The organism is Phycicoccus sp. Soil803, assembly GCF_001429685.1.
In the GTDB taxonomy this organism is placed as follows: domain Bacteria; phylum Actinomycetota; class Actinomycetes; order Actinomycetales; family Dermatophilaceae; genus Pedococcus.
This window is the reverse complement of record NZ_LMST01000001.1, coordinates 3,688,738-3,711,633: the sequence shown is the minus strand read 5'-3', so window position 1 is coordinate 3,711,633 and position 22,896 is coordinate 3,688,738. Positions and strand designations below refer to the sequence as shown.

Below are 22,896 nucleotides of genomic sequence, written 5' to 3'. Positions count from 1 at the left end.
TCTGGCCTCTATATGTTGTACGCGAAAACAAATTACCTGAGGAGTAGCCGTGGTTCGTCAGCCCACCCCGGAAGACAAGTTCTCGTTCGGTCTCTGGACCGTCGGCTGGACGGGCACCGACCCGTTCGGCGGGCCCAGCCGGCCCGCCCTCGATCCGTGGGAGTACTCCGAGAAGCTTGCCGGGCTCGGCGCCTGGGGCGTGACCTTCCACGACAACGACGTGTTCCCGTTCGACGCCGACGACGCCACGAAGCAGCGCATCCTCGGGCGGTTCAAGGAGGCCACCGACCAGGCCGGCCTGGTCATCGAGATGGTCACCACCAACACGTTCACGCACCCGGTCTTCAAGGACGGCGGCCTGACCGCGAACGACCGGTCGGTGCGCCGCTTCGGCCTGCGCAAGGTCCTGCGCGCCGTCGACCTGGCCGCGGAGGTGGGCGCCAGCACGTTCGTGATGTGGGGTGGCCGCGAAGGCAGCGAGTACGACGGCTCCAAGGACGTCTTCAGCGCCATGGAGCGCTACAAGGAAGGTCTGGACACCGTCGCGGGCCACATCAAGGCCCAGGGCTACGACCTCAAGATCGCCCTCGAGCCCAAGCCGAACGAGCCGCGGGGTGACATCTTCCTCCCGACCGCTGGCCACGCCCTCGCGCTGATCGCCGAGCTCGAGCACGGTGACATCGTCGGGCTCAACCCCGAGACCGGGCACGAGCAGATGGCCAACCTGAACTACACCCACGCCTTGGGTCAGGCGCTGTGGAGCGGCAAGCTCTTCCACATCGACCTCAACGGGCAGCGCGGCCTGAAGTACGACCAGGACCTCGTCTTCGGCCACGGTGACCTGATCTCCGCGTTCTTCACCGTCGACCTGATCGAGAACGGCTTTCCCGGCCACCCGGACGGCCCGCGCTACGACGGGCCGCGGCACTTCGACTACAAGCCGTCCCGCACGGAGGGCATGGAGGGCGTCTGGGAGTCGGCACGGGCCTGCATGTCCATGTACATCATGCTTGCGGACAAGGCCAAGGCGTACCGCGCCGACGCGCGGGTCCAGGAAGCGATGGAGTATGCCGGGGTGCTCGACCTTGCCCGGCCCACCTTGGAACCGGGCGAGACCGTGGCCGACCTCCTGGCGACGGACGACGGCTTCGACCCGGAGAAGGCCGCGGAGCGCGACTACGGCTTCGTGAAGCTCCAGCAGCTCGCGCTCGAGCACCTGATCGGCTGACCGGACCGTCTGATGACCCTCGTCGCGGGTATCGACTCCTCCACCCAGTCCTGCAAGGTCGTCATCCGCGACGCGGAGACGGGCCGCCTCGTCCGAGAGGGCTCGGCCCAGCATCCCGACGGCACGGAGGTGGACCCGGAGCGCTGGTGGCGCGCCCTCGACGAGGCCTTGGCCCGGGCAGGTGGCCTCGACGACGTCGAGGCCGCCTCGGTCGGCGGTCAGCAGCACGGCATGGTCGCCCTCGACGCCCTCGGCCAGGTCGTCCGGCCCGCCCTGCTCTGGAACGACACCAGATCGGCGCAGGCCGCCACGGACCTGGTCCTCGAGCTCGGGGACGGGGACGCCGACACAGGATCCCGCCGTTGGGCCGAGGCCGTCGGCACCGTCCCGGTGGCTGCCATCACCGCAACCAAGCTGCGGTGGCTGACCGACCACGAGCCGGAGCTTGCGGACAGGGTGGCCGCTGTGGCGCTCCCACACGACTGGCTGACCTGGCGGTTGTCGGGGGCCACCTCGCTCGAGGCGCTCGTGACGGACCGCTCGGACGCCTCGGGCACGGGCTACTTCTCGGCCGCATCCGGCGACTACCGCCGTGACCTCCTCGCTCTCGCGCTGCGCCGCGACGAGCGGGACGTGAGCTCGATCGTCCTGCCTCGGGTCCTCGGCCCGAGCGAGGCGGCCGGGCACGGGGACCACACCGCCGGCCGAGGCCACCTGCAGCTGGGACCCGGCTGTGGCGACAACGCCGGCGCTGCTCTGGGCCTCGGGCTACGGCCCGGCGAGACCTCCGTCTCCCTCGGGACCTCGGGCGTGGTGGCAGCGGTGTCGCACACCACCACCTCCGATCCCAGCGGGCTCGTGGCGGGCTTCGCCGACGCCACCGGGCAGTTCCTCCCCCTCGCGTGCACCCTCAACGCCGCGCGGGTCCTCGACGCCACCGCTCGCCTCCTCGGTGTGGATCATGACGGGTTGACCGAGCTCGCCCTTGCCGCGGGTCCCGGCGCGGGCGGTCTCGTCCACGTGCCCTACCTCGAGGGCGAGCGCACGCCCAACCTGCCGCGAGCAACCGGCTCCCTGTGGGGCATGACGCTCGAGTCGATGAGCCGGGAGAACCTGGCTCGCGCGGCGGTCGAGGGTCTGCTCTGCCTCATGGCCGATGGCATGGAGGCGGTGCGCCGCCAAGGCGTGCCCATCGAGAGGGTCACGCTCGTCGGTGGGGGAGCTCGGTCCCGGGCCGTGCGCGAGATCGCGCCTGCGATCCTCGGTGTGCCGGTCGAAGTGCCGTCGCCCGGGGAGTACGTCGCGGACGGGGCAGCGCGCCAGGCCGCTTGGGTCCTCTCCGGCGCGGCAGAACCGCCGAAGTGGCAGCCCGGGCAGGTCGCGACCTTCGAGGCCGAGGCCACGCCCACGGTCCTCGAGCGCTACCGCGAGGCGGCGCGAGAGGTCGCAGGGTCCCAGCTGCGGTGACGCGCGACGGCCCCGGAGCTCACCAGCGGGAGTGGACGGCTTCCCGGAAGCGGGAGTCGTAGATCGCCATGACCTCTTTGGTGAAGGAAGGCCCGAGCGCTGGCACGGAGCCTGCCGCCGCGTTGGCCCGGGCTTGCTGCACGGTGCGCGCGCCCGGGATGACGGTGGACACCTCGGGTTGTTGGCAGAGCCACGCGATGGCCGCCTGAGCGCTGGTCGTGCCGGCTGGCGCTTCCTGACGGACCAGCTCCGCGAAGGTCCTCGAAGCCTCCACCCCCGTGGTGAAGTCGACTCCGGAGAAGGTCTCGCCGACATCGAAGGCGCTGCCGTCCCGGTTGTAGGTCCGGTGGTCGTCCGCCGCGAAGGTGGTCTGCTCGTCGTACTTCCCAGAAAGCAGGCCGGAGGCGAGCGGGACCCGCAGGATCACGCCGACACCCGCTCGGGCAGCGGCAGGCAGGACCTGCTCGATCGGCTTGACTCGGAAGGCGTTCGCAATGATCTGCACCGTTGCAACCCGCGGTCGACTGATCGCGGCGAGGGCCTCGTCGACCCGCTCGACGCTCACGCCGTAATGGGCCAGGACCCCGTCGTCAACGAGGGTGTCCAAGGCGTCGAAGACGGCGTCCTGGGAGTAGACATCGCTCGGCGGACAGTGCAGCTGCACGAGATCGAGCTGGTCCACGCCCAGGTTGCGCCGCGATCGGTCGGCCCACAGGCGGAAGTTCTTCAGGGTGTAGTTCTCCGGCACCTGCTCGGCTCGACGTCCGATCTTGGTCGCCACGGTGATGTCGCGATCCGGGTCGGACTCGCGTAGGAAGCGGCCGATCAGCTGCTCACTGCGCCCGTCGCCATAGACGTCGGCCGTGTCGAAGAACGTCACCCCTTCAGCGGCCGCGGCCTCGAGGATCCCCAAGGCCTGGCCGTCACCGACGTCGTCGCCCCAGTCGCCGCCGAGCTGCCAGGTCCCCAGCCCGACCACCGACACGTGCCTGCCAGTACGCCCTAGTACCCGTTGCTCCACCGACGCTCGCCCCTTTCAGGCCGTGGTCTGTCCGCTCGAGAGTTTGTTCCTCGCCTGACACAGGCGTTGGCCTGCGTCGCTGGTATCCGAGCCGAACCAGGTAACGACTGGACCACATCGCGACTGGACCGCATCGCGAGAAGGCTACCGCCCGACACGGAGCGGGGAGCCGACGACTCGGGCGCCGCCGGCCGCCTGGACGTTCGGGGTTTGAGATCGGTCCGCAACCCACCCACGGCTGCGCCAGACTCGCTCCATGACCGCCGAGGCAACCGTCAGCGCAGACATCCTCTCGATCGCCCGTGAGCAGGTGCTTGGGCGGGGTGAGCCGTTGGGCTACGACCAGATCCTCGCCGTGCTGCAGACCTCCGACGACCAGCTCGAGGAGCTGCTCGCCCTGGCCCACGAGGTGCGGCTGCAGTTCAACGGGCCAGAGGTCGAGGTCGAGGGCATCGTCTCGATCAAGACCGGCGGTTGCCCCGAGGACTGCCACTTCTGCAGCCAGTCGGGCCAGTTCAGCTCCCCGGTGCGCTCGGTCTGGCTGGACATCCCCGAGCTCGTCCGCGCGGCCAGGCAGACGCGTGAGACCGGGGCCAGCGAGTTCTGCATCGTCGCTGCGGTGCGGGGTCCCGACGCCCGCCTGATGACCCAGATGCGCGAGGGTGTGGCGGCCATCAAGGCGGAGGTCGACATCCAGGTGGCGGCCTCCTTGGGCATGCTCAGCCAGGAGCAGGTCGACGACCTGGTCGACATGGGCGTGCACCGTTACAACCACAACCTCGAGGCGGGGCGGTCGTTCTTCCCGCAGGTGGTGACCACGCACTCGTTCGAGGAGCGCTGGGACACCTGCCTCATGGTCAAGGAGTCCGGCATGGAGCTCTGCTGCGGCGGGCTCGTCGGCATGGGTGAGACGCTCGAGCAGCGCGCCGAGCTGGCCGCGCAGCTGGGTGAGCTGGCCCCCCACGAGGTGCCGCTGAACTTCCTCAACCCGCGCCCGGGGACGCCGTTCGGTGACCTGCCGGTGATGGACTCGCGGGACGCCCTGCGCACGATCGCGGCGTTCCGGCTCGCGCTCCCGCGGACGATCCTGCGGTACGCCGGTGGGCGCGAGCTCACCCTGGGCGACCTCGGCACCCGTGAGGGGCTGCTCGGCGGGATCAACGCCGTGATCGTCGGCAACTACCTGACCACCCTGGGTCGCGACCCGAAGGAAGACCTCAGCCTGCTCTCCGAGCTGGAGATGCCGATCAAGGCCTTGAGCGAGACGTTCTGAGAGCGTGACCGGTATGCCGAGCGAGGGCCCGTGGTGCGGACGCTGCGGCCAGGCGCGGGAAGACGCCGACCATGCGGCGTGCGACCGGGCGCTCACCCTGGAGCCGCCGCGGTTCTGCGAGCGGTGCCGTCGCCGGATGAAGGTGCAGGTGCTCCCGCGCGGCTGGTCCGCGCGGTGCGCCGTCCACGGAGAGACCCGCAGTGATGGTTGACGGCGTGGCTGGCTTCGACCGCTTGATGGCCTTCGACCGCGACCACGTCTGGCACCCCTACTCGTCGGCGGGATCTGCTGCCGCGTCCTACCTCGTGGAGTCCGCCGCGGGCGTCCGCCTGTCCTTGCGTATGCCGGGTGGCTCGGCTGTGGAGGCCATCGACGCCATGTCGTCGTGGTGGTGTGCCATCCACGGCTACGCCGTGCCCGAGCTCGACGACGCGGTGCGGGCCCAGCTCTCGCGGATGAGCCACGTGATGTTCGGCGGCCTGACCCATGAGCCCGCCATCGCCTTGGCCGAGCGGCTCGTGGCGCTGACCCCAGCGGCTCTGCAGCGGGTGTTCTTCGCCGACTCGGGCTCGGTGTCCGTGGAGGTGGCGATGAAGATGGCGCTGCAGTTCCAGGTCGGGGTCGGGGGCGGAGCCGGCGCCCGGCGCACCCGGTTCTTCACGATCCGCGGTGGCTACCACGGCGACACGTTCTCTCCGATGTCGGTGACCGACCCGGTCGGGGGGATGCACTCGTTGTTCACCGGCATCCTGCCCGAGCACGTCTTCGCGCCCGTCCCGCCGGCGGGGATCGACGTCGCGGCGGACGACCCGGCCATGCTGGCGTGGGAGCGCCAGACCCGTGAGCTCTTCGCGGCGCACGCGCACGAGGTCGCCGCGGTCATCCTGGAGCCAGTGCTCCAGGGGGCCGGAGGGATGCGGTTCCACAGCCCGCACGTGGTGCAGGTCCTGGCCGAGCTGGCCCGCGAACACGGTGCTCTCGTGATCTTCGACGAGATCGCCACCGGGTTCGGCCGCACCGGGACCCTGTTCGCGATGGAGCGCGCCGGGGTCGTGCCCGACATCGTGTGCGTCGGCAAGGCACTCACGGGCGGCTACGTCACGCTGGCGGCGGTCCTGTGCACCGACGAGGTGGCCATCGGGGTGAACACCGAGCGGGCCGGGGGAGCGTTGATGCACGGGCCCACCTTCATGGCCAACCCGTTGGCCTGTGCAGTGGCGCTGGCGAGTCTCGACCTGGTGCAGGACAACGACTTCAGTGCCCAGGTGCGGGGTCTGGAGGCTGGTCTGACCACCGGCCTGAAGCCCGCCGCCGACCTCCCTGCCGTGGCTGATGTCCGTGTCCTCGGGGGAGTCGGCGTGATCCAGCTGCGGGAGCCGGCGCGGGTTGCCGAGCTCACGGCTGCAGCGCTGGAGCGTGGCGTGTGGATCCGGCCGTTCCGCGACCTCGTCTACGCGATGCCGCCCTACGTCACGTCCGCCGAGGACCTGGCCACCGTCTGCGACGCCATGGTGCAGTCCGTCGCCACGGTGCACGGCTGAGAGGATGCCCGCGTGAGTGCGTTCCTGGACTGGCTGGCCGACCGCGCCGACGAGCGTGACCGCCGCGGGCTGCGCCGCGAGGTCAGGCCGTTCAAGACCGGTGAGCTGGTCGACCTGGCGGGCAACGACTACCTGGGCCTGCGCCGGCACCCGGCCGTCGTCGCGGGCGCCGTCGCCGCGGCGGAAACGTACGGCGGCGGAGCGGGGGCGTCCCGGCTGGTGACCGGCACGCTGGAGATCCACGAGGAGCTGGAGCGCGCGCTGTGCCGCCTCACCGGGGCGCCAGCGGGGCTGGTGCTGTCGACGGGCTACCACGCGAACCTCGCCGTCCTGACCTCCCTGGCCGACCCGGAGACCCTGATCGTCTCCGACGCCCACGCTCATGCCTCCCTCATCGACGGGGCCCGCCTCAGCCGAGGAACGGTCGCCGTCAGCCGCCACAACGACCTCGACCACGTCCGCGAGCTGCTCACCACCCGCATCCAGCCGCGAGCCATCGTCGTGGTGGAGTCGGTCTACTCGGTGCTCGGCGACGCCGCTCCGCTGGGGCCGCTGGCTGACCTTGCCGAGGAGCTCGGTGCCGTGCTGGTCGTGGACGACGCCCACGGACTCGGGGTCGTGGGGGAGCGTGGTCAGGGCGGCGCCGCGCAGGCCGGTGTCATCGCCCGCGAGCACGTCGTCGTCACCGTCACGCTCTCGAAATCGCTTGCGGCCCAAGGGGGAGCGGTGCTCGCGCACGAGGCGGTGCGGGACCACCTCGTCAACACCGCGCGTCCGTTCATCTACGACACTGGACTGGCGCCGGCCGCCGCGGGGGCGGCGCTGGGTGCCCTCGACGTCCTGGCCGGCGACGTTCACCTGCCGGCCGCTGCGCGGGCCAACTCGGCACGACTGGCCGAGGCCTGCGGCGTGGACGCCCCGGCCGGGGCGGTCCTCTCGGTCACGATGCCCGGACCCGCGGAGGCCCTCGCGGCGGTCGCCCAAGCGAAGCAGCGCGGCATACACATCGGTTGTTTCCGGCCGCCATCCACGCCGGACGGCAGCTCGCGGCTGCGGCTGACGGCCCATGCGGATCACGGGCCCGACGTGCTCGACCACGCCGTCGAGGTCTTGCGGGGACTGGTCGCGCGTGGCTGACCTGACGGAGCCCGACCCCGACATGGCTGACCCCGACACCTCCGACCCGATCTCCCTGCCCAAGGTCGTCGTCGTCACCGGCACCAGCACCGACGTGGGGAAGACCGTCGTGACAGCCGCCCTCGCCGTGATGCTGCGCCGACGCGGAGCCGCGGTGGCCGTGGTGAAGCCAGTGCAGACGGGGGTGACCGAAGGCGAGGACGGGGACATCCAGGCCGTCCAGACGCTGCTCGGCGACGACCCGGGCGTCACCTTCCACGAGTTCGTCCGGCTCCACGCACCACTGGCGCCGGACGCGGCGGCACGGCTCGAGAACGTGACCCTGCCTCCCGTCGCCGCCCACGCGCGGGCCATTGCTGCCATCGCGACCGACGTCGACGTCGTGCTGGTCGAGGGGGCCGGTGGGCTGCTGGTACGGCTCGACAGCCGCGGCGGCACGTTGGCCGACATCGGAACAGCGCTGCGCTACAAGGGAATCAGTACCGGGTTCATCCTGGTGGCCAGTCCCAGCCTCGGGACCCTCAACCACACCGCCCTCACCGCCGAGGCCCTGGCGTCCCGGAGCCTCCCGCTGCTGGGGGTCGTGGTCGGCTCGTACCCGACGGAGCCCGGTATGGCTGAGCAGTCGAACCTGCTCGACCTCCCACGGGTCGCCAACGCACCCCTGCTCGGGACCCTGCCCAGCGGCGCCGGAGCCCTCTCTGCCGGAGAGTTCGGCTCTCGGGCAGGCAGCTGGCTGTCGAAGACTTGATCTGTTCTCCCGTGCGTGGGCGAGTCGCTCGTCGTCTCCCGCCAACGCCTCCGGGTAGCGCGTTGGCCCGCGCGCTGTCCGCGCTCGATTGCGGGTGGCGGTAGGCGCGGTGTCTCGCCCAGGAGGATCAGCCTCGCCGGTACGAGGTCATTCCGTCTCGGACTCGGGTCAGGAGCTCGATGGCTGCGTCGAGCTGGCGGGTGTCGTTGCCCGCGGCCGAGGCTACTGCGGCGGCCCACTCGTTGCGGGCCAGCTCGTAGTGCCCGCGCCCGCGTTCGCTCAGCTGCACGGTGACCACGCGCCGGTCCTCGGTGTTCGTGCTGCGTTCGATGAGGCCCTTCTGCTCGAGGCCGCGTAGCACCGTGGAGACGTTCGTGCGTTGCAGTCCGACGGCAGCGGCGATGCTGGTGGGGGTCGCGGCGTCGCCCCCTTGGAGATGGCGCATCACCATGCCCTCGGACGGCGAGAGGTGCAGGACGCGCTCGTCGAGGTAGGGCCGGATCTGGATCTCCCGGGCGACGACCAGTGCGAGGTCGCCGAGCTCGGCCCAGCGTTGGTCGGCTCGACGTGCCCCACGGGGACGTCGTCCACCTCTGGCAACCATTCCGACACCCTAACTGCTCGGCTTGACATACGTATGAGCAAAGCGTAGTTATGAGTCTATATTGATTATGAAAGCATTAACACTCTACGAAGTGGGCGTGTCATGACCGAAGTCGTTGTCCAAGCCGGCGTCGCAGGAACCCGCCGAGGCTCGCCGCGCGAGGTGGCCCGGGCCGGAGGCCTCCACCCCTTGGGCGTGTTCATCCTCCTGGCTGGTGCCTTCCTGCCGATCGCGGACTTCTTCATCGTCAACGTGGCGCTGCCCAGCATCGGCAGGTCGTTGCGTGCGACCCCCGGTGCACTCGAACTGGTGGTCGCTGCCTACGGTTTGGCCTACGCGGCCTTGCTGGTCCTTGGCGGGCGGCTTGGCGACCGCATGGGGCGGCATCGCCTCTTCCAGATCGGCGCTGCCGGATTCGTGCTCGCGTCGGCCGCCTGCGGCCTCGCCCCGAACACCTGGGTCCTGGTCGCGGCGCGGCTGGTCCAGGGCGCGACCGCGGCTGCGCTGGTCCCGCAGGTCCTGGCGACGTTCCATGCGGTGCTGGAGGGTGAACGCAAGACTCGCGCGCTGGCGCTCTACGGGGCGACGTCCGGCATCGCCGCCGTCGTCGGACAGCTCGCCGGCGGGCTGCTGGTGACCGCGGACATCGCCGGGTCCTCCTGGCGACCGATCTTTCTGATCAACGTGCCACTCGGCGTCGCCGTGTACTACATCGCCGGACACGTCGTCCCAGCCACCCGGTCGCCGCACCCAAGCCGCGTCGACCTGCCGGGCACTCTGCTTTTCGGCGGGACCCTCGTCGCGCTGTTGCTGCCGCTGAGCCTGGGTCACACGCTCGGCTGGCCGACCTGGACCTGGGCGCTGCTCGGGTTGGCCGTCGTGCTGGGCGCCCTCACAGTCAGAGTCGAACGGCGCAGCGAGCGCGCGGGACTCACTCCGCTGCTGCCGCCATCCGTGCTCAGGCTGCCGTCCATGGCGCGCGGCCTGGCGATGGTCCTGCCATTCAGCGTGGGCTTCGGTTCCTTCATGTTCGTCTTCGCACTCACCGTGCAGAACGGGCTGCACGCGGACGCACTGGTCGGCGGGCTGTCGATCCTGCCGATGGCCGCGATGTTCCTCCTCGGCTCCCTCGTCAGCGCGAAGATCATCAACCGGTACGGCCGCGCCGCCATCGCCGCCGGCGCCGCAACCCAGGCCCTCGGTCTGGCCCTCATCGCCACAGTCATGGTCGAAACCTGGCCGCACGTCGCCCTCATCGCGCTCGCCGGGCCACTGGCGTTGATCGGCGCCGGCCAGTCTCTGCTGTTCGCCGGTCTGTTCCGCGTCGTGATCACCGACGTCCCGGCGCACCACGCCGGCATCGGAGGCGGCGTCCTGATCACGCTCCAGCAGTCCGGCCTCGCGTTGGGCGTGGCCACCCTCGGCACCATCTACCTCGCCCTCGAGCCGCACAGCATCCCGACCGCCTTCGCGACCACGGTCGGCATCCAGTTCCTGATCGCCCTGCTGCTCACGGTGGGTGCCCGGTTCCTGCCCAGGTTCACGAGTGGCACACGCAGCGATGAGCCGGTCGTCTTCGATGCCTGACCGATCGCCACACGCGCCAAGGAGGCGACGATGGGCCGATTTCGCCGGAGCGGCGCTCAGGGGGCCTTGGCCGACTCAGGGGTGGTGGCCCGGTGGACGTGACGGGCGATCAGGGAGTAGGCAGCACGTGCCTTGGCGTCGTCCTCGCCGTCGTACCCGTGGTCGGCGTCTGACACGTCGTGGTGCTCGACCAGGGCGCCGGCTCGTCGCAGTCGGTCGGCGTACCGCGCCCCTTCTGCCTTGAGCAGGTCGAAGGCCGCCGTGATGACGAGGGCAGGGGCGATTCCGGTCAGGTCCTCGTCATCGGCCGGGTTGGCCGGTGAGACGAGGCGGTCGAAGCGGGCCTGCCGGTCGGGGACGTAGGAGCTGTCGAAGATCTCGGCCATCCACGGGCGGAGGAACGGCTTGGGGATGGCGGCACGCTTGTCCTTGGCACTGGTTGCGAGGTCGAGCGGTGGGTAGTGGAGCACCTGGAGTGCGAGGGCAGGGCCGCCCTCCTCGAGGGCCTGGCGCGCGACTGCCGCGGCGAGCCCGCCTCCGGCGCTCTGGCCGCCCACGGTGAGACGGGTGCCGTCCCAGCCGTGCTGGGCACCGTGTGAGGCGGCCCACCGGACCACCTCGAACGCCTGTCGGGGCGCCGCCGGGAACGGGTGCTGGGGAGCGAGGACGTAGTCCACGTTGATGACGGCGACACCCGCATCGGCGGCGAGGAACCGGCACAAGGGGTCATCCCCGTCGAGGAGCGGCATGACGTAGCCGCCCCCGTGGAAGTTGACGTGCACGGGAGGCGGGTTGCCGTCCGTCTTCGCAGGCAGGTACACGACAGCCCTGGCGGGTGCGATCGAGGTCGGGATCGACAGCTCGAAGGCGTCGCGTGGGACGTCCGGGAAGCGCGCGAGCGGGGAGCGGCGCTTGCTCCGGCCTTGGCCGGCAACGACGAGGCGCTGCATGGCCTTGGCGGCCAGCGAGGCCACCATCGGCTGCGAGAGGGCAGACATGAGACTCCGTTCGGTCAGGGAAGGCTGGGGGTTCGTGCAGCCGCGCCGGGCAGCACGAGCGAGACGGCAGGCCTGTCGCGTGCGCCGGCGGCGACGATCCTGGAGACGCAGGTGCACAAGGACCGGTCGCCGCTCTTCTGGGCGCTGCTGAGAAAGACGTCGCGATGGTCCACCCTGCCGTCGACCTGGTCGATGTCGATACAGCAGAGTCCGCACTCTCCCTTGCGGCAGTCGTACATGAGGTCTGCGCCGGCGCGCGTCAGGGCCTCCAGCATCGTCTCGTCCGCCCCCACGGTCGTCTCGAGCTGCAGCTGGGGGATTCGGACGGTGAACTCCTCGGGCCGGAACCAGCCGCTGCTGCCGAAGGTCTCGTAGCGCAGGTTCGAGGCAGGCAGCTGCGCACTCTCCCACTCACGACGAACGGCATCCATCAACCGGATCGGGCCGCACATGTAGAGCTCCGTCTCCGCACCGAGCGGATCGTGCGCAACGCCAGCAACGAGGGCGGCCACGTCCAGGGCGGACCCCTCGTCGTCGATCGCCGCCACGAGCCGCTTGCCGTGCAGCGCGGTGAGCTCTCGCAGGTAGGCCATCCGGCCGCGGCTGCGTCCGACGTAGACGAGTGTGTAGTCGGCACCCAACGAGCGCAGCACCCGTCCCATCTCGACGAGCGCGGTGATCCCGATCCCGCCGGCCAGGAGAACGTACCGGCGCGCGCCGACCCGCAGCGGGAAGTTCTGCAGCGGCTGGGTGACCTCGACCTCGTCGCCGACAGCGAGCTCGTGCATGAAGGTCGAGCCGCCCCGTGACGGCACGCAGCGCAGCACGCTGATGGTGAGCCGGCCGCCACTGGGGTCGGACTCGACCACCGAGTACGAGCGGGTGTCGGTCACATCCCCGATCCGCACACGGACATCGAGGTGGCTGCCCGGGGCAGCGCGCCCGCGTGCCGGTCGCTCGATGGTGATCCGCCGGGTCTCCTGTGCCACAGGGTCGCTGGCGACGACCCGTCCCCGCCGCCAGTCGGGCTGGGTGCCGGTGCTCATCGCGCCTGCACCGAGGAGGCGGCCCCGGAGTCTGCGCCGTCCTCGCCCATTGCGGCACCCCGGCCCTCCGCGGTCAGCATCCGGTCGAGGATCCGGCGCACCCACATACCGCCGGCGTCGATGTTGAGGCTGTAGAACTCGTGGTCCGGGTTGGCGTCGATTGCCGCCTGCTGGGCCGACAGCATCGCCTCGTCCTCGGCGAACACGCCCTTCACGCCCTCGCGCAGCTGTGTCGTGATCAGCTGGCTGTCCAGCCGGTAGTTGCGCATGAAGGCCCAGAAGTAGTGGGAGCTGCGGTCGGTCTCCGGGGTGATCGTGTTCATGACGTAGCCGTTGACGCCCTGGCTCCGGTCGCCCTCGGGAGCGCCGGTGCCGGCCCGCGCGACGCCGACGTCGATGCAGATCGTGGAGGGGGCCTCGTAGTGGATGATCTGCCACCGGTCGACCCTGCCGTCGAACTCAGGGAACTTCTCACGGATGTTCTTGCGCCAGAACGGCGGCGGGTCGACATCGAGCATCCAGCGCTCCACCGTCACCCTGCCGTCGTCCTCGAGGCGGGTGCGGAAGCCGGACTCGCTCAGCTCCGCCTGCCCGATGCTGCTGCCATGGACGAACTCCTCGTGCGTGAGGTCCATCAGGTTGTCGAGCACGAGCTGGTAGTTGCACGGTGCGTGGATCGTCAGCCCGTCGCCGGCCCATGCGGGGTGGTCCATCTGGTGCATGTCGGGGACCAGCCCCGGGTCCGCCAGGGTCACGTCGCCGGGCCACACCCACAGGAACCGGTAGCGCTCGACGACGGGGTACGACGGCACCATCGCGGAGGGGTTGATCGTCTCCTGGGCCGGCATCTGGGTGCAGCGACCCGCGGAGTTGAACCGGAGCCCGTGGTACGGGCACTGCACCTCGTCGCGTCCGACCAGCCTCCCCTGCGAGAGTGGCGCCAGCCGGTGCCAGCACGCATCGGCCAGCGCCACCGGCCGGCCGTCGGTCGTCCGGTAGATCGCCATCGGCTGTCCCGCGACGGTTCTCGCCAGGAGGCCCTTGCTGGTGACCTCGTGGTCCCACGCCACGGCATACCAGGCGTTCAGCGGGTACGGGAAGATCTTCGCGGTCACGCGTCCGCTCGCCACCAGGTCGGTCACCGCTCAGACCCCCTGCGTCACCGACGCACGGAAGGCGCGGCGGAGGGCCTCGAGCTGGTCGGACACCATCTGCTGGGTCACCCTCGCGCCGGGGATCATCGCGGAACCGTGGAACGTACCCGGGTAGAGGTGCAGCTCGGTCGGCACGCCGGCCTGCACCAGGCGTTGGGCGCAGGCGATGCCCTCGTCGCGGAGCGGGTCGAACTCGCACGTGGTCACCAGGGCGGGCGGAAGTCCGGCGAGGTCCGTGTGCCGCGCCGGCGCGGCATACGGCTCGACCCTCTCGCTGCCACGCACCCCCTCGCCGAGGTAGTAGTCCCAGCTGACCTCCGCGGTGGGCCGGTTCCAGAGCGGTGTGTCGTGGAACGCCTGCATCGAGGGTGATTCGAGCCGGTCGTCCAGCTCGGGTATGCCGAGATACTGGAAGCACAGGGCGGGCCCGCCCCGGTCGCGAGACAGCAGGGCGACCGCCGCCGACAGGCCACCCCCGGCGCTCTCGCCACCGACCGCGATCCGGTCGGGATCGATGCCGAGCTCGGTGGCGTTCTCGGCGGTCCAGACGAGCGCGGCGTAGCAGTCCTCGAGGCCGGCCGGGAACCGGTGCTCCGGCGCCAGCCGGTAGTCCACCGAGACCACGACCGCGCCCACCTGGTCGGCGATGCGCAGGACGTCGGAGTGGTACAGCTCGAGGCTGCCGAGGACGAAGCCGCCCCCGTGCAGGTACACCAGACCCGGACGTGGGGCTTCCGTGGCAGTGGGGGTGTAGACCCGGACCGGCACCGGCGGCGCGTCGCCGGGGCCGGGCACGAGGACGTCGAGGACCTCGACCGGCGAGGTCGGCTGGTATGCCGGCAGCGCCTCGAGCAGCGCCGCCTCGCCTGCGCGGGCGGCAACGTAGTCGGCGAAGGGCAGGTCGGACAGCGCGGGCACCCAAGGCGCCAGCTCGGGGTCGAAGGCATAGGTCATTGGGCTCAGTCCTTGTAGTAGCGGTGGACCATCTGCGCGATGCAGACGGGCTTGGGTGCGCCCTCGAGCTCCATGACCGCGTCGATGGTGGCCTGGACCCCACCGCCCGCGACCTCCTCGGCGCCGGCCAGCGACGCCGTGACGCGCACGCGGGAACCGGCCGGAACAGGTGCTGGGAAGCGAACCTTGTTGAGGCCGTAGTTCACTGCCATGCCGAGCTCCTCGAAGACCAGGATCTGCGACCAGAGCGGGATGAGCAGCGACAGCGTGAGGTAGCCGTGGGCGATCGGCCCGCCGAACGGCCCCTGTTTCGCGCGTTCGACGTCGACATGGATCCACTGGTGGTCGCCCGTGGCATCGGCGAACAGGTTGATCCGGTCCTGGCCCACCTCGACCCACGGGCTCGTGCCGAGGTCGTCGCCCACCATCGTGAGCAGGTCCTTGGGGTGCGAGATCGTCGTGGAGCTGTGTGTCATGGGGTTTCCGTCCTGTCGGGTGATGAATGGGCACGTGCCGCCCGGTCGCGCAGCACCGAGCGGAGCACCTTGCCGGTGGCGTTGGTGGGAAGGTCCTCGCAGAACTCGATGTACCGGGGGATCTTGTAGCGAGCCAGCCGTTGCTCGAGATGCCTGCGCAGCGCTGCCTCGTCCAGCGCCTCGCCGGACCCCTGGGTGGGCCGCTGGCACACGTAGGCGCAGCCCACCTCTCCCCAGCGCTCGTCCGGCAGGCTGACGACCGCGGCGGCGACGACGCCCGGGAGCTCGGTGATGACCGCCTCCACCTCCGCGGGGTAGATGTTCTCGCCACCGGAGATGATGACGTCCTTGACCCGGTCGACGACGTAGGCCCAGCCGTCCTCGTCGATGCGGACCACGTCACCCGAGCGGTACCACCCGTCGTCGGTGCGGGCGCCGGCCGTCTCCTCGGGGCGGCGCCAGTAGCCGGCGAACACGTGCGGCCCGCGGACGAGGAGCTCGCCCTGCCCCGGCCCTGACGACCGGACACCATCGGTTGCCTCGAGCAGCACGTCGGTGAAGAAGTGCGGCACCCCGGCGGATACCGGGCGTGACACGGCCCCCTCGGGCAGTCCCATGAAGACACCTGGAGCCGCCTCGGTCATGCCGTAGCCCTGCTGCAGCACCACGCCGCGCGACAGCCAGGCCTTCGCCACCCGCTCGGTGATCGGCGACCCGCCGTAGATGACGTACCGCAGCGACGACAGGTCGGCCGATCCCCAGTCGGGGTGGTCGCACAGCATCTGGAGCATCGTCGGGACGGCGGAGAACGAGGTGGCGCGGCGCCGCTCGATCAGCGCGAGGAAGGCGCCTGCATCGAACTTGGGCACGACGACGACGGTCCCGCCCTTGAGCAGCGTCGGCATCGACACCTGCCCGAGGCCCGTGACGTGGAACAGCGGTGCCACGCAGAGCGCGACGTCCGTGCTGAGCACATCGACGTGGGCGAGCTGGTTGATGGTGTTCCAGGTGATGTTGCCGTGGGTGAGCACCGCTCCCTTGGGGCGGCCCGTGGTGCCCGAGGTGTAGAGGATCAGCACCGCGTCGTCGTGAGGCACCAGCTCGTCCGGCCACGAGACCTCGCGCGGGTGCATGGTGGTGGAGCGTCGCAGCTCCTCGGTCGTGAGCACGTGACCGACGCCGCTGGAAGCCGGGCCAGCTGCGCGCACGAGCTCGGTGCACTCGCTGCCGTGGACCAGCACCGCACTACCGCTGTCCTGGAGCATGTACGCGATCTCCGGAGCAGCAAGCCGGGTGTTGAGCGAGACGAAGACCGCGCCGAGCCGAGCCGTGGCGAAGAAGCACACGAAGGTGTCGACGCTGTTTTGACCGAGATAGGCGACCCGCTCGCCCGCGGCGACCCCCAGCTCGCCGAGCGCTCGGGCGGTGGCCTCCACCTTGGCGGCCAGCTCGGTGTAGCTCAGCTCCTCCTCGTCGGTGGCGAGCGCGATGACGTCAGGGGTCATGCGCGCCCTGCGTGCGGGCCAGCTGCCGATACCGGGGATGTTCATGACGGCTCCTTCCGCCGCGCCCGGCTGCCGTCGTGGTCTGGCGTCGGCGGGCGAAGGTTGAGCGCGGTGACGGCGTTGTCCTTGAGGATCCGCGGTCGCACCTCGTCCTTGATGCCCAGTTTCCCGAACTCCGCAAGCCAGCGGTCCGGCGAGATCAGCGGAAAGTCGGAGCCGAACATCACCTTGTCCTTGAGCAAGGTGTTTGCGTACGCCACCAGCTGGGGCGGGAAGTACTTCGGAGACCAGCCGGACAGATCGATGTAGACCCGCGGCTTGTGGGAAGCGACCGCCAGCGCCTCGTCCTGCCAGGGGAATGACGGGTGCGCGATGATGATCGTGAGGTCGGGGAAGTCGACCGCGACGTCGTCCAGGTGCAGGGGGTTTGAGTACTTCAGCCGGATGCCGCCCCCGCCAGGCAGGCCCGAACCTATCCCCGTCTGGCCGCTGTGGAACAGCGCTGGGATGCCCAGCTCCGCGAGCACCTCGTAGAAGGGGTAGACGCTCCGGTCGTTGGGGTAGAACGCCTGCACGCTCGGGTGGAACTTGAAGCCGCGGACGCCGAGGTCCTCGACCAGGCGGCGTGCCTCGGCGACACCGGCCTTGCCCTTGGCGGGGTCGATGCTGGCGAACGGGATGAGGACGTCGGCGTTGCGTCGTGCCGACTCGACCACCGCCTCGTTGGCGATCCGGGTGTGACCGAGCGCAGCCTCCGCGTCGACGGTGAAGACCACCGCGGCCATCCGCCGTTCCCGGTAGTGGGCCGCCAGCTGGTCGAGCGTGGGCGGGCCGCCGCCGTCGACGCCGAAGTACTTGTCGGCCCCGGCGCGGAGGTTCTCCGGCAGCGAGAAGTGTCCGCAGCCGTCGGTCTCGGCGTGCGTGTGCACGTCGATCGCCGTCAGGCCGTCGAGGTCTAGCTGCGGCGCGTACCGCGGGGCGACGGTACTGGCGGGCGCGGCAGGGGAGGGCACGCTCACGCGCCGTGGGCCTGCAGCTCGGGGAGCACCGGCATCGGGATGCCGTAGCTCTCGAGGCTCTCGCCGACCGTGGACCGGAACGCCTCGGCGAGCGCGTCGGCGGTCCAGCCACCGTCGAGGAAGGCGCTGCGGATCTCCGTCGGGTGCGACCAGAGCGAGAGCCGGTCGCCACCGATGCCGATGGCCTGCCCGGTCACGTCGGCCGAGGCGTCGGACGCGAGGTACACCACCAGCCCGGCGACGTCCTCCGGTGTGCCGAACGACGCGGCGCGACGCACGACCGAGGGCACCGGAAGTCCCTGCGTCATCAGGTCGACGTAGGGCGCGAGGAAGGGGATGGTCTCGGTCATGGCGGTGGCGGCGTTGGGGATGACCGCGTTGACGGTGACGCCGGCCTTGGCGAGCTCCATCGCCCAGGTCCGCGCCATGGCGACGATGCCTGCCTTGGACGCGGCGTAGTTGGTCTGCCCGAAGTTGCCCCGCTGACCCGCTGGTGAGCCGGCCAGGATGACCCGCCCGCCCTCGCCCTGGGTGCGGAAGTGCCGCGCAGCCTCTCGGACGCAGGTGAAGGTGCCGCGGAGGTGGACGTGGACGACCGTGTCGAAGTCCTCGTCGGTCATGTTCCACAGGACCCGGTCGCGCAGCACCCCCGCATTGGTGACCATGACGTCGAGTCGGCCGAACGACTGCACGGCGCGGCCCACGAGCCGCTCAGCCGCCTCAGTCGTGCCGACGGGAACGACCTCCGCCACGGCGCGACCACCGCTCGCGGTGATGGCCTCGACCGCCGCGTCGGCGGTCTCCTGCTGCACGTCGTTGACGACGACAGCGGCACCCGCGTCGGCCAGTGCCTTCGCGTACGCGAGGCCGAGTCCCTGACCTGCGCCGGTGACGACGGCGACCTTGCCGGTGATGTCCATGTGTTGCTCCTCTTGGTTCCTGGGTGGTGCGTGGTCTGCAGCAGCAGTACGGGGGTGCGGCCGATCAGTCGGTGAAGCGCAGCACCGGCTTGATGGCGGTGCCACTCTTGACGTCCTCGACCGCCTGCTGGATGTCGCCGAAGTCGTAGAAGCTCACCAGCTCGGAGACCGGCAGCCGTCCGTCGGCGACCATCGACGCCAGCACCGGGATGAGGGTCTGGGTCTCGCTGTCGCCGAGTGTCACGCCGACGACCTTCTTGCCGCCGAGCATGCCGTTGACGTCGAGGCTCACCTCGGTACCGAACGGCGGGGCACCGACCACGACGACCGTGCCACGCGCGGAGAGCGCGTCGACGGACTGGCGCAGCACGGCGACGTTGCCAGTGGTCTCGATCACCCCGTCGCAGCCGGCGCCGCCCGTGATCTCGGCGACGCGAGCGGCGAAGTCCTCGGTGGAGGCGTCGACCACGTGGGTGGCGCCGAGCTTGCGCGCGACGTCGAGCCGCCGCGGCACGACGTCCACGGCAACGATCCGCAGGGCGGGCGTCAGCGCGGCGGCCATGACCGCCGAGAGGCCGACGGCGCCTGCTCCGGCGATGACGACCGTGCTGCCCGGGCGCGGGTCGAGGACGTTCCAGACCGCGCCCACGCCGGTCTGCACGCCACACCCCAAGGGAGCGAGCAGCTCGAGTGGCAGGGCGGGGTCGACCTTGACCACACTGCGCTCGTCGGCGATCGCGGCTCGGGCGAAGGAGGACTGTCCGAAGAAGTGGCTGCCGAGTGGCTGACCGCCCCGCGTGATGGTCGCGGATCCGTCGTCGCGCGTGCCGCCGATCAGGTTCGCGGGCAACCAGGTGGCGCAGTATGCCGGGTGGCCACGCCGACAGTTGGCGCACCTCCCGCAGGAGGTGAAGGAGAGCACGACGTGGTCGCCCGGCTGGACCGAGGTCACCGCCGAACCCACCCGCTCGACGACGCCGGCGCCCTCGTGACCGAGCACGCCCGGCAGGGGGAAGGGCAGTCCACCGGAGGCGACGCCGAGGTCGGTGTGGCACAGGCCGGCGGCGGTCATCCTGACGAGGACCTCGCCAGGTCGTGGTTCGTCCAGCTCGACGTCGTGGACGGTGAATGGCGCGCCGCCGGCCTCGATGACAGCGGCTTGGGTGGCAATGGGCATGGCGAGCTCCTGAACGTGTCGAGGTGAGGGACCCGGCGAGCGGGAGAGGTCGGGCGACCGAAGAAGGCGGTAGCGGGACTGGAGGGGACCAGGCCGGCGGTCAGGCCGGTGGCGGGAGGGACACGACGACCGACTTGACCCTGGTGTAGGCCTCGAGGGCCTCGGGGCCGTACTCACGCCCGAAGCCGGAGTCCTTGACTCCGCCGAAGGGGATGGCCGGGTCGAGCATCGCCCAGTCGTTGACCCAGACGATGCCTGCCTGCAGGCGCGACGCGACCCGGTGCGCCCTGGTGAGGTCGCGCGTCTGCAGACCGGCGGCCAGCCCGTAGGCCGTCCCGTTGGCGAGTGCGACGGCTTCGTCCTCGGTGTCGAAGGCCTGCACGGTGAGCACGGGGCCGAAGACCTCCTCGGCCACCACCCGCGAGTCATCCGGCAGGTCGGCGATGACCGTGGGCATGTAGTAGTAACCGCCGTCGAGCTCGAGGCGCTCACCGCCGCACACGACCCGACCGCCCTCCTTCCGGGCGAGGTCGACCCACTCCGCGACGTTGCGCAGCTGACGCTCCCCGGCCATCGGGCCGACGACCGTCGCGGCCTCACGGGGGTTGCCGATCGGCACCGTGGGCACCGCGTCGGCCAGGATGCCCAGGACGGTCTCGTACAAGGGTCGGGCCACGAGCAACCTGGGTCCGGCCATGCAGAACTGGCCGGAGTTGAACACGAAGGCCTTGATCACCGCGCCGATGGCGATGTCGAGGTCTGCGTCGTCGAAGACGAGGTGTGCCGCGTTGCCGCCCAGCTCCATCGTGACCGGCTTGAGGTGCTCGCCGGCCACGCTCGCCGCGTGGCGACCGACGGCGGTCGAGCCGGTGAACGCGATCTTGTCCACGCCCGGGTGCCGCAGGAGGGCTTCGCCGACGACCTGCCCGCTGCCGGTCACCACGTTGAGGACACCGTCGGGGACGCCGGCGTCGTGCAGCAGCTGTGCCATGAACAGGGCGCTGAGCGGCGTGTCGTCCGCCGGCTTGTGCACGACGACGTTGCCGGCCGCCAGGGCGGGGGCGATCTTGGTGCTGGACAGGATCAGCGGGAAGTTGAACGGCGTGATGGCGGCGACGACGCCGACCGGCTCGCGGAGCGTGTAGGCCAGGGCGCCGAGGGGAGTGGCGCGCGTGGCGCCGTCGATGCCCTGGGCCAGGGCCGCGCAGTACTCGTACTGCTCGGCCGCGGTCTCCACGTCGACGGCGCGGCACAGCGTGACCGGTTTGCCGACGTCGTGGCTCTCGATGGCGACGAGCTCGTCCGCGCGCTCGCGGATCAGGTCGGCGACCCGGTGCAGGATGCGGGCCCGTTCGCGGCCAGGCATCCGGGGCCAGGGGCCGTTGTCGAAGGCCTCGCGTGCGGCAGCCACCGCGACGGCGACGTCACCGGCGTCGGCCTCGGCGACCGTGGTCAGCAGGCCACCGTCCGCGGGGTCGATCACATCACGCCGCGCACCGGTGCCGGACTGTCGCCAGTGTCCTGCGACGAACAGCTCACCCCGGGGAAACGTCGTTGTCTCCATGCTCATTGTGCTGCCTCCATTATCAGGATTCCTGTCGGATTGAAGTCTGCTTCGAGCTTGGACGACTTGTCAATGGGTGATTCCACGTAGATCCCCCAGAACTACTTAGGCCCAGTCTTACGCATGAATCGAAGCCCAGCGGCGCACTGGCAGGGGGTCTTGACACCGTGTGTGACGGCGCTCATACTCCGGTGGCATCATCAGGAACCCTGATGAACGCTGACGATCACAATGAGGTGGAACAGATGCTGACTTCACGACTCGCCGCGGTAGCGGCAGCAGGTGCGCTGAGCCTGACCGCGGCGTGCACCGCCGCGGACGCCGGCTCGTCGACGAGCACGGGGCCGGTGAAGATCGGGGTCGTCGTGCCGGTCACCGGCTTCCTGTCGCCGCTCGGACTGGGGGACAAGGCGGCGGTGGAGCAGGAGGTCAAGGCGATCAACGACGCCGGCGGGGTCCTCGGGCGCAAGCTCGAGGTGACCATCAAGGACGACAAGTCCGACGTCCCGCAGTCGGTGACGGAGTTCAACCAGCTGGCGGCCGACAAGAGCTACAGCGCGATCCTGTCCTCATCGTTCGTCTCCGCATCGACGGCCGTCGGACCGAGCGCGAAGACCGCCAAGATCCCGATCGTGGCCCTGGGGCCGGTGAGTGCGTTCGCCGACGGCAGCAACCCCTACGCATTCACCGGGGTGGCAGTTCCCGAGGTGTACGCCCGGGCGATGGTCGACTATCTCGCGGCGCAGAAGGTCAGCTCGCTGGCGATCGGCTACACCGGCAAGGACCTGTACGGCGAGACCGGGAACAAGGCCACCGTGGCCGCCGCGAAGGAGGCTGGCATCGACGTCGTCCTGGACGAGCCGTATGACCAGACCGCGACCGACTTCAGCGCCCTGGTGTCGAAGGTGAAGGCGGCCAAGCCCGCCGCGTTCCTGGTCTGGGGTGCGGGTCCGGCCCCCGTGATCATCAGCAAGCAGTTCGCGGGCTCCGGGATCCCGCTGCTCATGACTGGCGCCCAGGCGTCCCAGCTCTACGTGAAGCCGGCGGGAGCGGCGGCCGAGGGCGTCGTGATGACCAGCAGCATCGCCGTGCCGGGGCGGGAGCTCCCCGCAGGCCCGCTCAAGGACCTGGTCGACGCGTTCACCGGCCCCTGGGCGAAGACGAACGCGGCCTACCCCCCGCAGTTCGCGTTCGACGGCGCCACCGGCGTGCAGCTGCTGAAGGCAGCGATCGAGAAGGCTGGCTCCACCGATCGTGCGAAGGTCCGCGACGCGCTCGAGTCGCTGGACGTGCTCACCCCGACCGGCAGGTTCACGTTCTCCAAGACCGACCATGCCGGCCTGGACACCGACGCCGTCGCCATCGTCAAGGTCGAGAACGGTGACCTCAAGACGACGCCGTACTCGCTCCAGCGGTTCGGCACGAATCTTCCGAAGTGACCACCGGGGGCCCGGGCGCCATGCGTCCGGGCCCC

General features: G+C 70.4%; 20 protein-coding genes. 8 read left to right on the top strand and 12 right to left on the bottom strand.

The genetic code is table 11. From position 1 onward, the window contains the following. Nucleotides 1–49 precede the first annotated feature (49 nt). Together xylA and xylB are read left to right on the top strand one after the other, a co-directional pair. Entirely contained in the window at nucleotides 50–1,228 is a 1,179-nt protein-coding gene (gene xylA / locus ASG95_RS17290) for a xylose isomerase (RefSeq protein ID WP_057378238.1), read from the top strand. 12 nt (nucleotides 1,229–1,240) lie between these two features. Beyond that, nucleotides 1,241–2,695: a xylulokinase gene (xylB, locus tag ASG95_RS17285; protein WP_057378237.1), complete on the top strand. Its 1,455-nt coding sequence runs from the start codon at nucleotides 1,241–1,243 to the stop codon at nucleotides 2,693–2,695. A 19-nt stretch (nucleotides 2,696–2,714) separates the two neighbouring features. Here xylB and ASG95_RS17280 read toward each other — a convergent pair whose 3' ends face one another. Further along, complete coding sequence (locus ASG95_RS17280) at nucleotides 2,715–3,716, bottom strand: aldo/keto reductase (RefSeq protein WP_057378236.1); 1,002 nt, start codon at nucleotides 3,714–3,716, stop codon at nucleotides 2,715–2,717. A gap of 256 nt (nucleotides 3,717–3,972) precedes the next feature. Here ASG95_RS17280 and bioB point away from each other — a divergent pair, with 256 nt between their 5' ends. The 4 genes from bioB (at nucleotide 3,973) to bioD (ending at nucleotide 8,418) form a co-directional block, all read left to right on the top strand. Beyond that, nucleotides 3,973–4,989 carry a biotin synthase BioB gene (gene bioB, locus ASG95_RS17275; RefSeq protein WP_057378235.1) on the top strand — a complete coding sequence of 339 codons (1,017 nt, stop codon included), beginning with the start codon at nucleotides 3,973–3,975 and terminating at the stop codon, nucleotides 4,987–4,989. A gap of 215 nt (nucleotides 4,990–5,204) precedes the next feature. Next, the gene (locus ASG95_RS17270; RefSeq protein WP_369820393.1) at nucleotides 5,205–6,530 is read left to right on the top strand and encodes an adenosylmethionine--8-amino-7-oxononanoate transaminase; all 1,326 of its coding nucleotides are present in this window, start codon (nucleotides 5,205–5,207) and stop codon (nucleotides 6,528–6,530) included. 12 nt (nucleotides 6,531–6,542) lie between these two features. Then, nucleotides 6,543–7,667 carry an 8-amino-7-oxononanoate synthase gene (locus tag ASG95_RS17265; protein WP_057378233.1) on the top strand — a complete coding sequence of 375 codons (1,125 nt, stop codon included), beginning with the start codon at nucleotides 6,543–6,545 and terminating at the stop codon, nucleotides 7,665–7,667. Further along, nucleotides 7,660–8,418 (top strand): dethiobiotin synthase, encoded by a 759-nt coding sequence (gene bioD, locus ASG95_RS17260; RefSeq protein ID WP_369820392.1) that lies wholly within the window; start codon nucleotides 7,660–7,662, stop codon nucleotides 8,416–8,418. The genes ASG95_RS17265 and bioD overlap by 8 nt, the downstream gene beginning before the upstream one ends. Nucleotides 8,419–8,545: 127 nt before the next feature. On the opposite strand, the gene ASG95_RS17255 is transcribed toward bioD, so the two are convergent. Beyond that, nucleotides 8,546–9,022 carry a MarR family winged helix-turn-helix transcriptional regulator gene (locus ASG95_RS17255; protein WP_056924087.1) on the bottom strand — a complete coding sequence of 159 codons (477 nt, stop codon included), beginning with the start codon at nucleotides 9,020–9,022 and terminating at the stop codon, nucleotides 8,546–8,548. Nucleotides 9,023–9,124: 102 nt separating this feature from the next. On the opposite strand from ASG95_RS17255, the gene ASG95_RS17250 reads away from it, so the two are divergent. Further along, nucleotides 9,125–10,609 (top strand): MFS transporter, encoded by a 1,485-nt coding sequence (locus tag ASG95_RS17250; RefSeq protein WP_082592760.1) that lies wholly within the window; start codon nucleotides 9,125–9,127, stop codon nucleotides 10,607–10,609. Between the two features lie 56 nt (nucleotides 10,610–10,665). Here ASG95_RS17250 and ASG95_RS17245 read toward each other — a convergent pair whose 3' ends face one another. The 10 genes from ASG95_RS17245 to ASG95_RS17200 all read right to left on the bottom strand — a co-directional run bounded on the left by ASG95_RS17245 (nucleotide 10,666) and on the right by ASG95_RS17200 (nucleotide 21,428). Continuing rightward, nucleotides 10,666–11,607 (bottom strand): alpha/beta hydrolase, encoded by a 942-nt coding sequence (locus tag ASG95_RS17245; protein WP_057378231.1) that lies wholly within the window; start codon nucleotides 11,605–11,607, stop codon nucleotides 10,666–10,668. A 14-nt stretch (nucleotides 11,608–11,621) separates the two neighbouring features. Beyond that, nucleotides 11,622–12,653, bottom strand: a complete 1,032-nt coding sequence (locus tag ASG95_RS17240) for a PDR/VanB family oxidoreductase (protein WP_057378230.1) — start codon at nucleotides 12,651–12,653, stop codon at nucleotides 11,622–11,624. Continuing rightward, a complete protein-coding gene (locus ASG95_RS17235; protein ID WP_057378229.1) occupies nucleotides 12,650–13,795 on the bottom strand; it encodes an aromatic ring-hydroxylating dioxygenase subunit alpha in 1,146 nt (381 codons plus the stop codon). Before ASG95_RS17235 ends, ASG95_RS17240 begins: the two co-directional genes overlap by 4 nt. A gap of 3 nt (nucleotides 13,796–13,798) precedes the next feature. Continuing rightward, nucleotides 13,799–14,761, bottom strand: coding sequence for an alpha/beta hydrolase (locus ASG95_RS17230; protein WP_057378228.1), 963 nt, complete (start codon nucleotides 14,759–14,761; stop codon nucleotides 13,799–13,801). 5 nt (nucleotides 14,762–14,766) lie between these two features. Beyond that, a complete protein-coding gene (locus ASG95_RS17225) occupies nucleotides 14,767–15,237 on the bottom strand; it encodes a MaoC family dehydratase (RefSeq protein ID WP_057378227.1) in 471 nt (156 codons plus the stop codon). Continuing rightward, entirely contained in the window at nucleotides 15,234–16,787 is a 1,554-nt protein-coding gene (locus tag ASG95_RS17220; protein ID WP_057378226.1) for a long-chain fatty acid--CoA ligase, read from the bottom strand. Before ASG95_RS17220 ends, ASG95_RS17225 begins: the two co-directional genes overlap by 4 nt. Next, on the bottom strand, nucleotides 16,784–17,761 hold the full coding sequence (locus ASG95_RS17215) for an amidohydrolase family protein (RefSeq protein ID WP_304438271.1): 978 nt from the start codon (nucleotides 17,759–17,761) through the stop codon (nucleotides 16,784–16,786). The genes ASG95_RS17220 and ASG95_RS17215 overlap by 4 nt, the downstream gene beginning before the upstream one ends. Next, nucleotides 17,758–18,681 carry an SDR family NAD(P)-dependent oxidoreductase gene (locus ASG95_RS17210; RefSeq protein WP_056924081.1) on the bottom strand — a complete coding sequence of 308 codons (924 nt, stop codon included), beginning with the start codon at nucleotides 18,679–18,681 and terminating at the stop codon, nucleotides 17,758–17,760. The genes ASG95_RS17215 and ASG95_RS17210 overlap by 4 nt, the downstream gene beginning before the upstream one ends. Before the next feature lie 64 nt (nucleotides 18,682–18,745). Beyond that, complete coding sequence (locus tag ASG95_RS17205; protein WP_057378225.1) at nucleotides 18,746–19,858, bottom strand: NAD(P)-dependent alcohol dehydrogenase; 1,113 nt, start codon at nucleotides 19,856–19,858, stop codon at nucleotides 18,746–18,748. A 100-nt stretch (nucleotides 19,859–19,958) separates the two neighbouring features. Beyond that, nucleotides 19,959–21,428, bottom strand: coding sequence for an aldehyde dehydrogenase (locus tag ASG95_RS17200; RefSeq protein ID WP_200961930.1), 1,470 nt, complete (start codon nucleotides 21,426–21,428; stop codon nucleotides 19,959–19,961). 239 nt (nucleotides 21,429–21,667) lie between these two features. Here ASG95_RS17200 and ASG95_RS17195 point away from each other — a divergent pair, with 239 nt between their 5' ends. Further along, nucleotides 21,668–22,861 carry an ABC transporter substrate-binding protein gene (locus tag ASG95_RS17195; RefSeq protein WP_162259414.1) on the top strand — a complete coding sequence of 398 codons (1,194 nt, stop codon included), beginning with the start codon at nucleotides 21,668–21,670 and terminating at the stop codon, nucleotides 22,859–22,861. The last annotated feature ends 35 nt before the right edge of the window (nucleotides 22,862–22,896 follow it).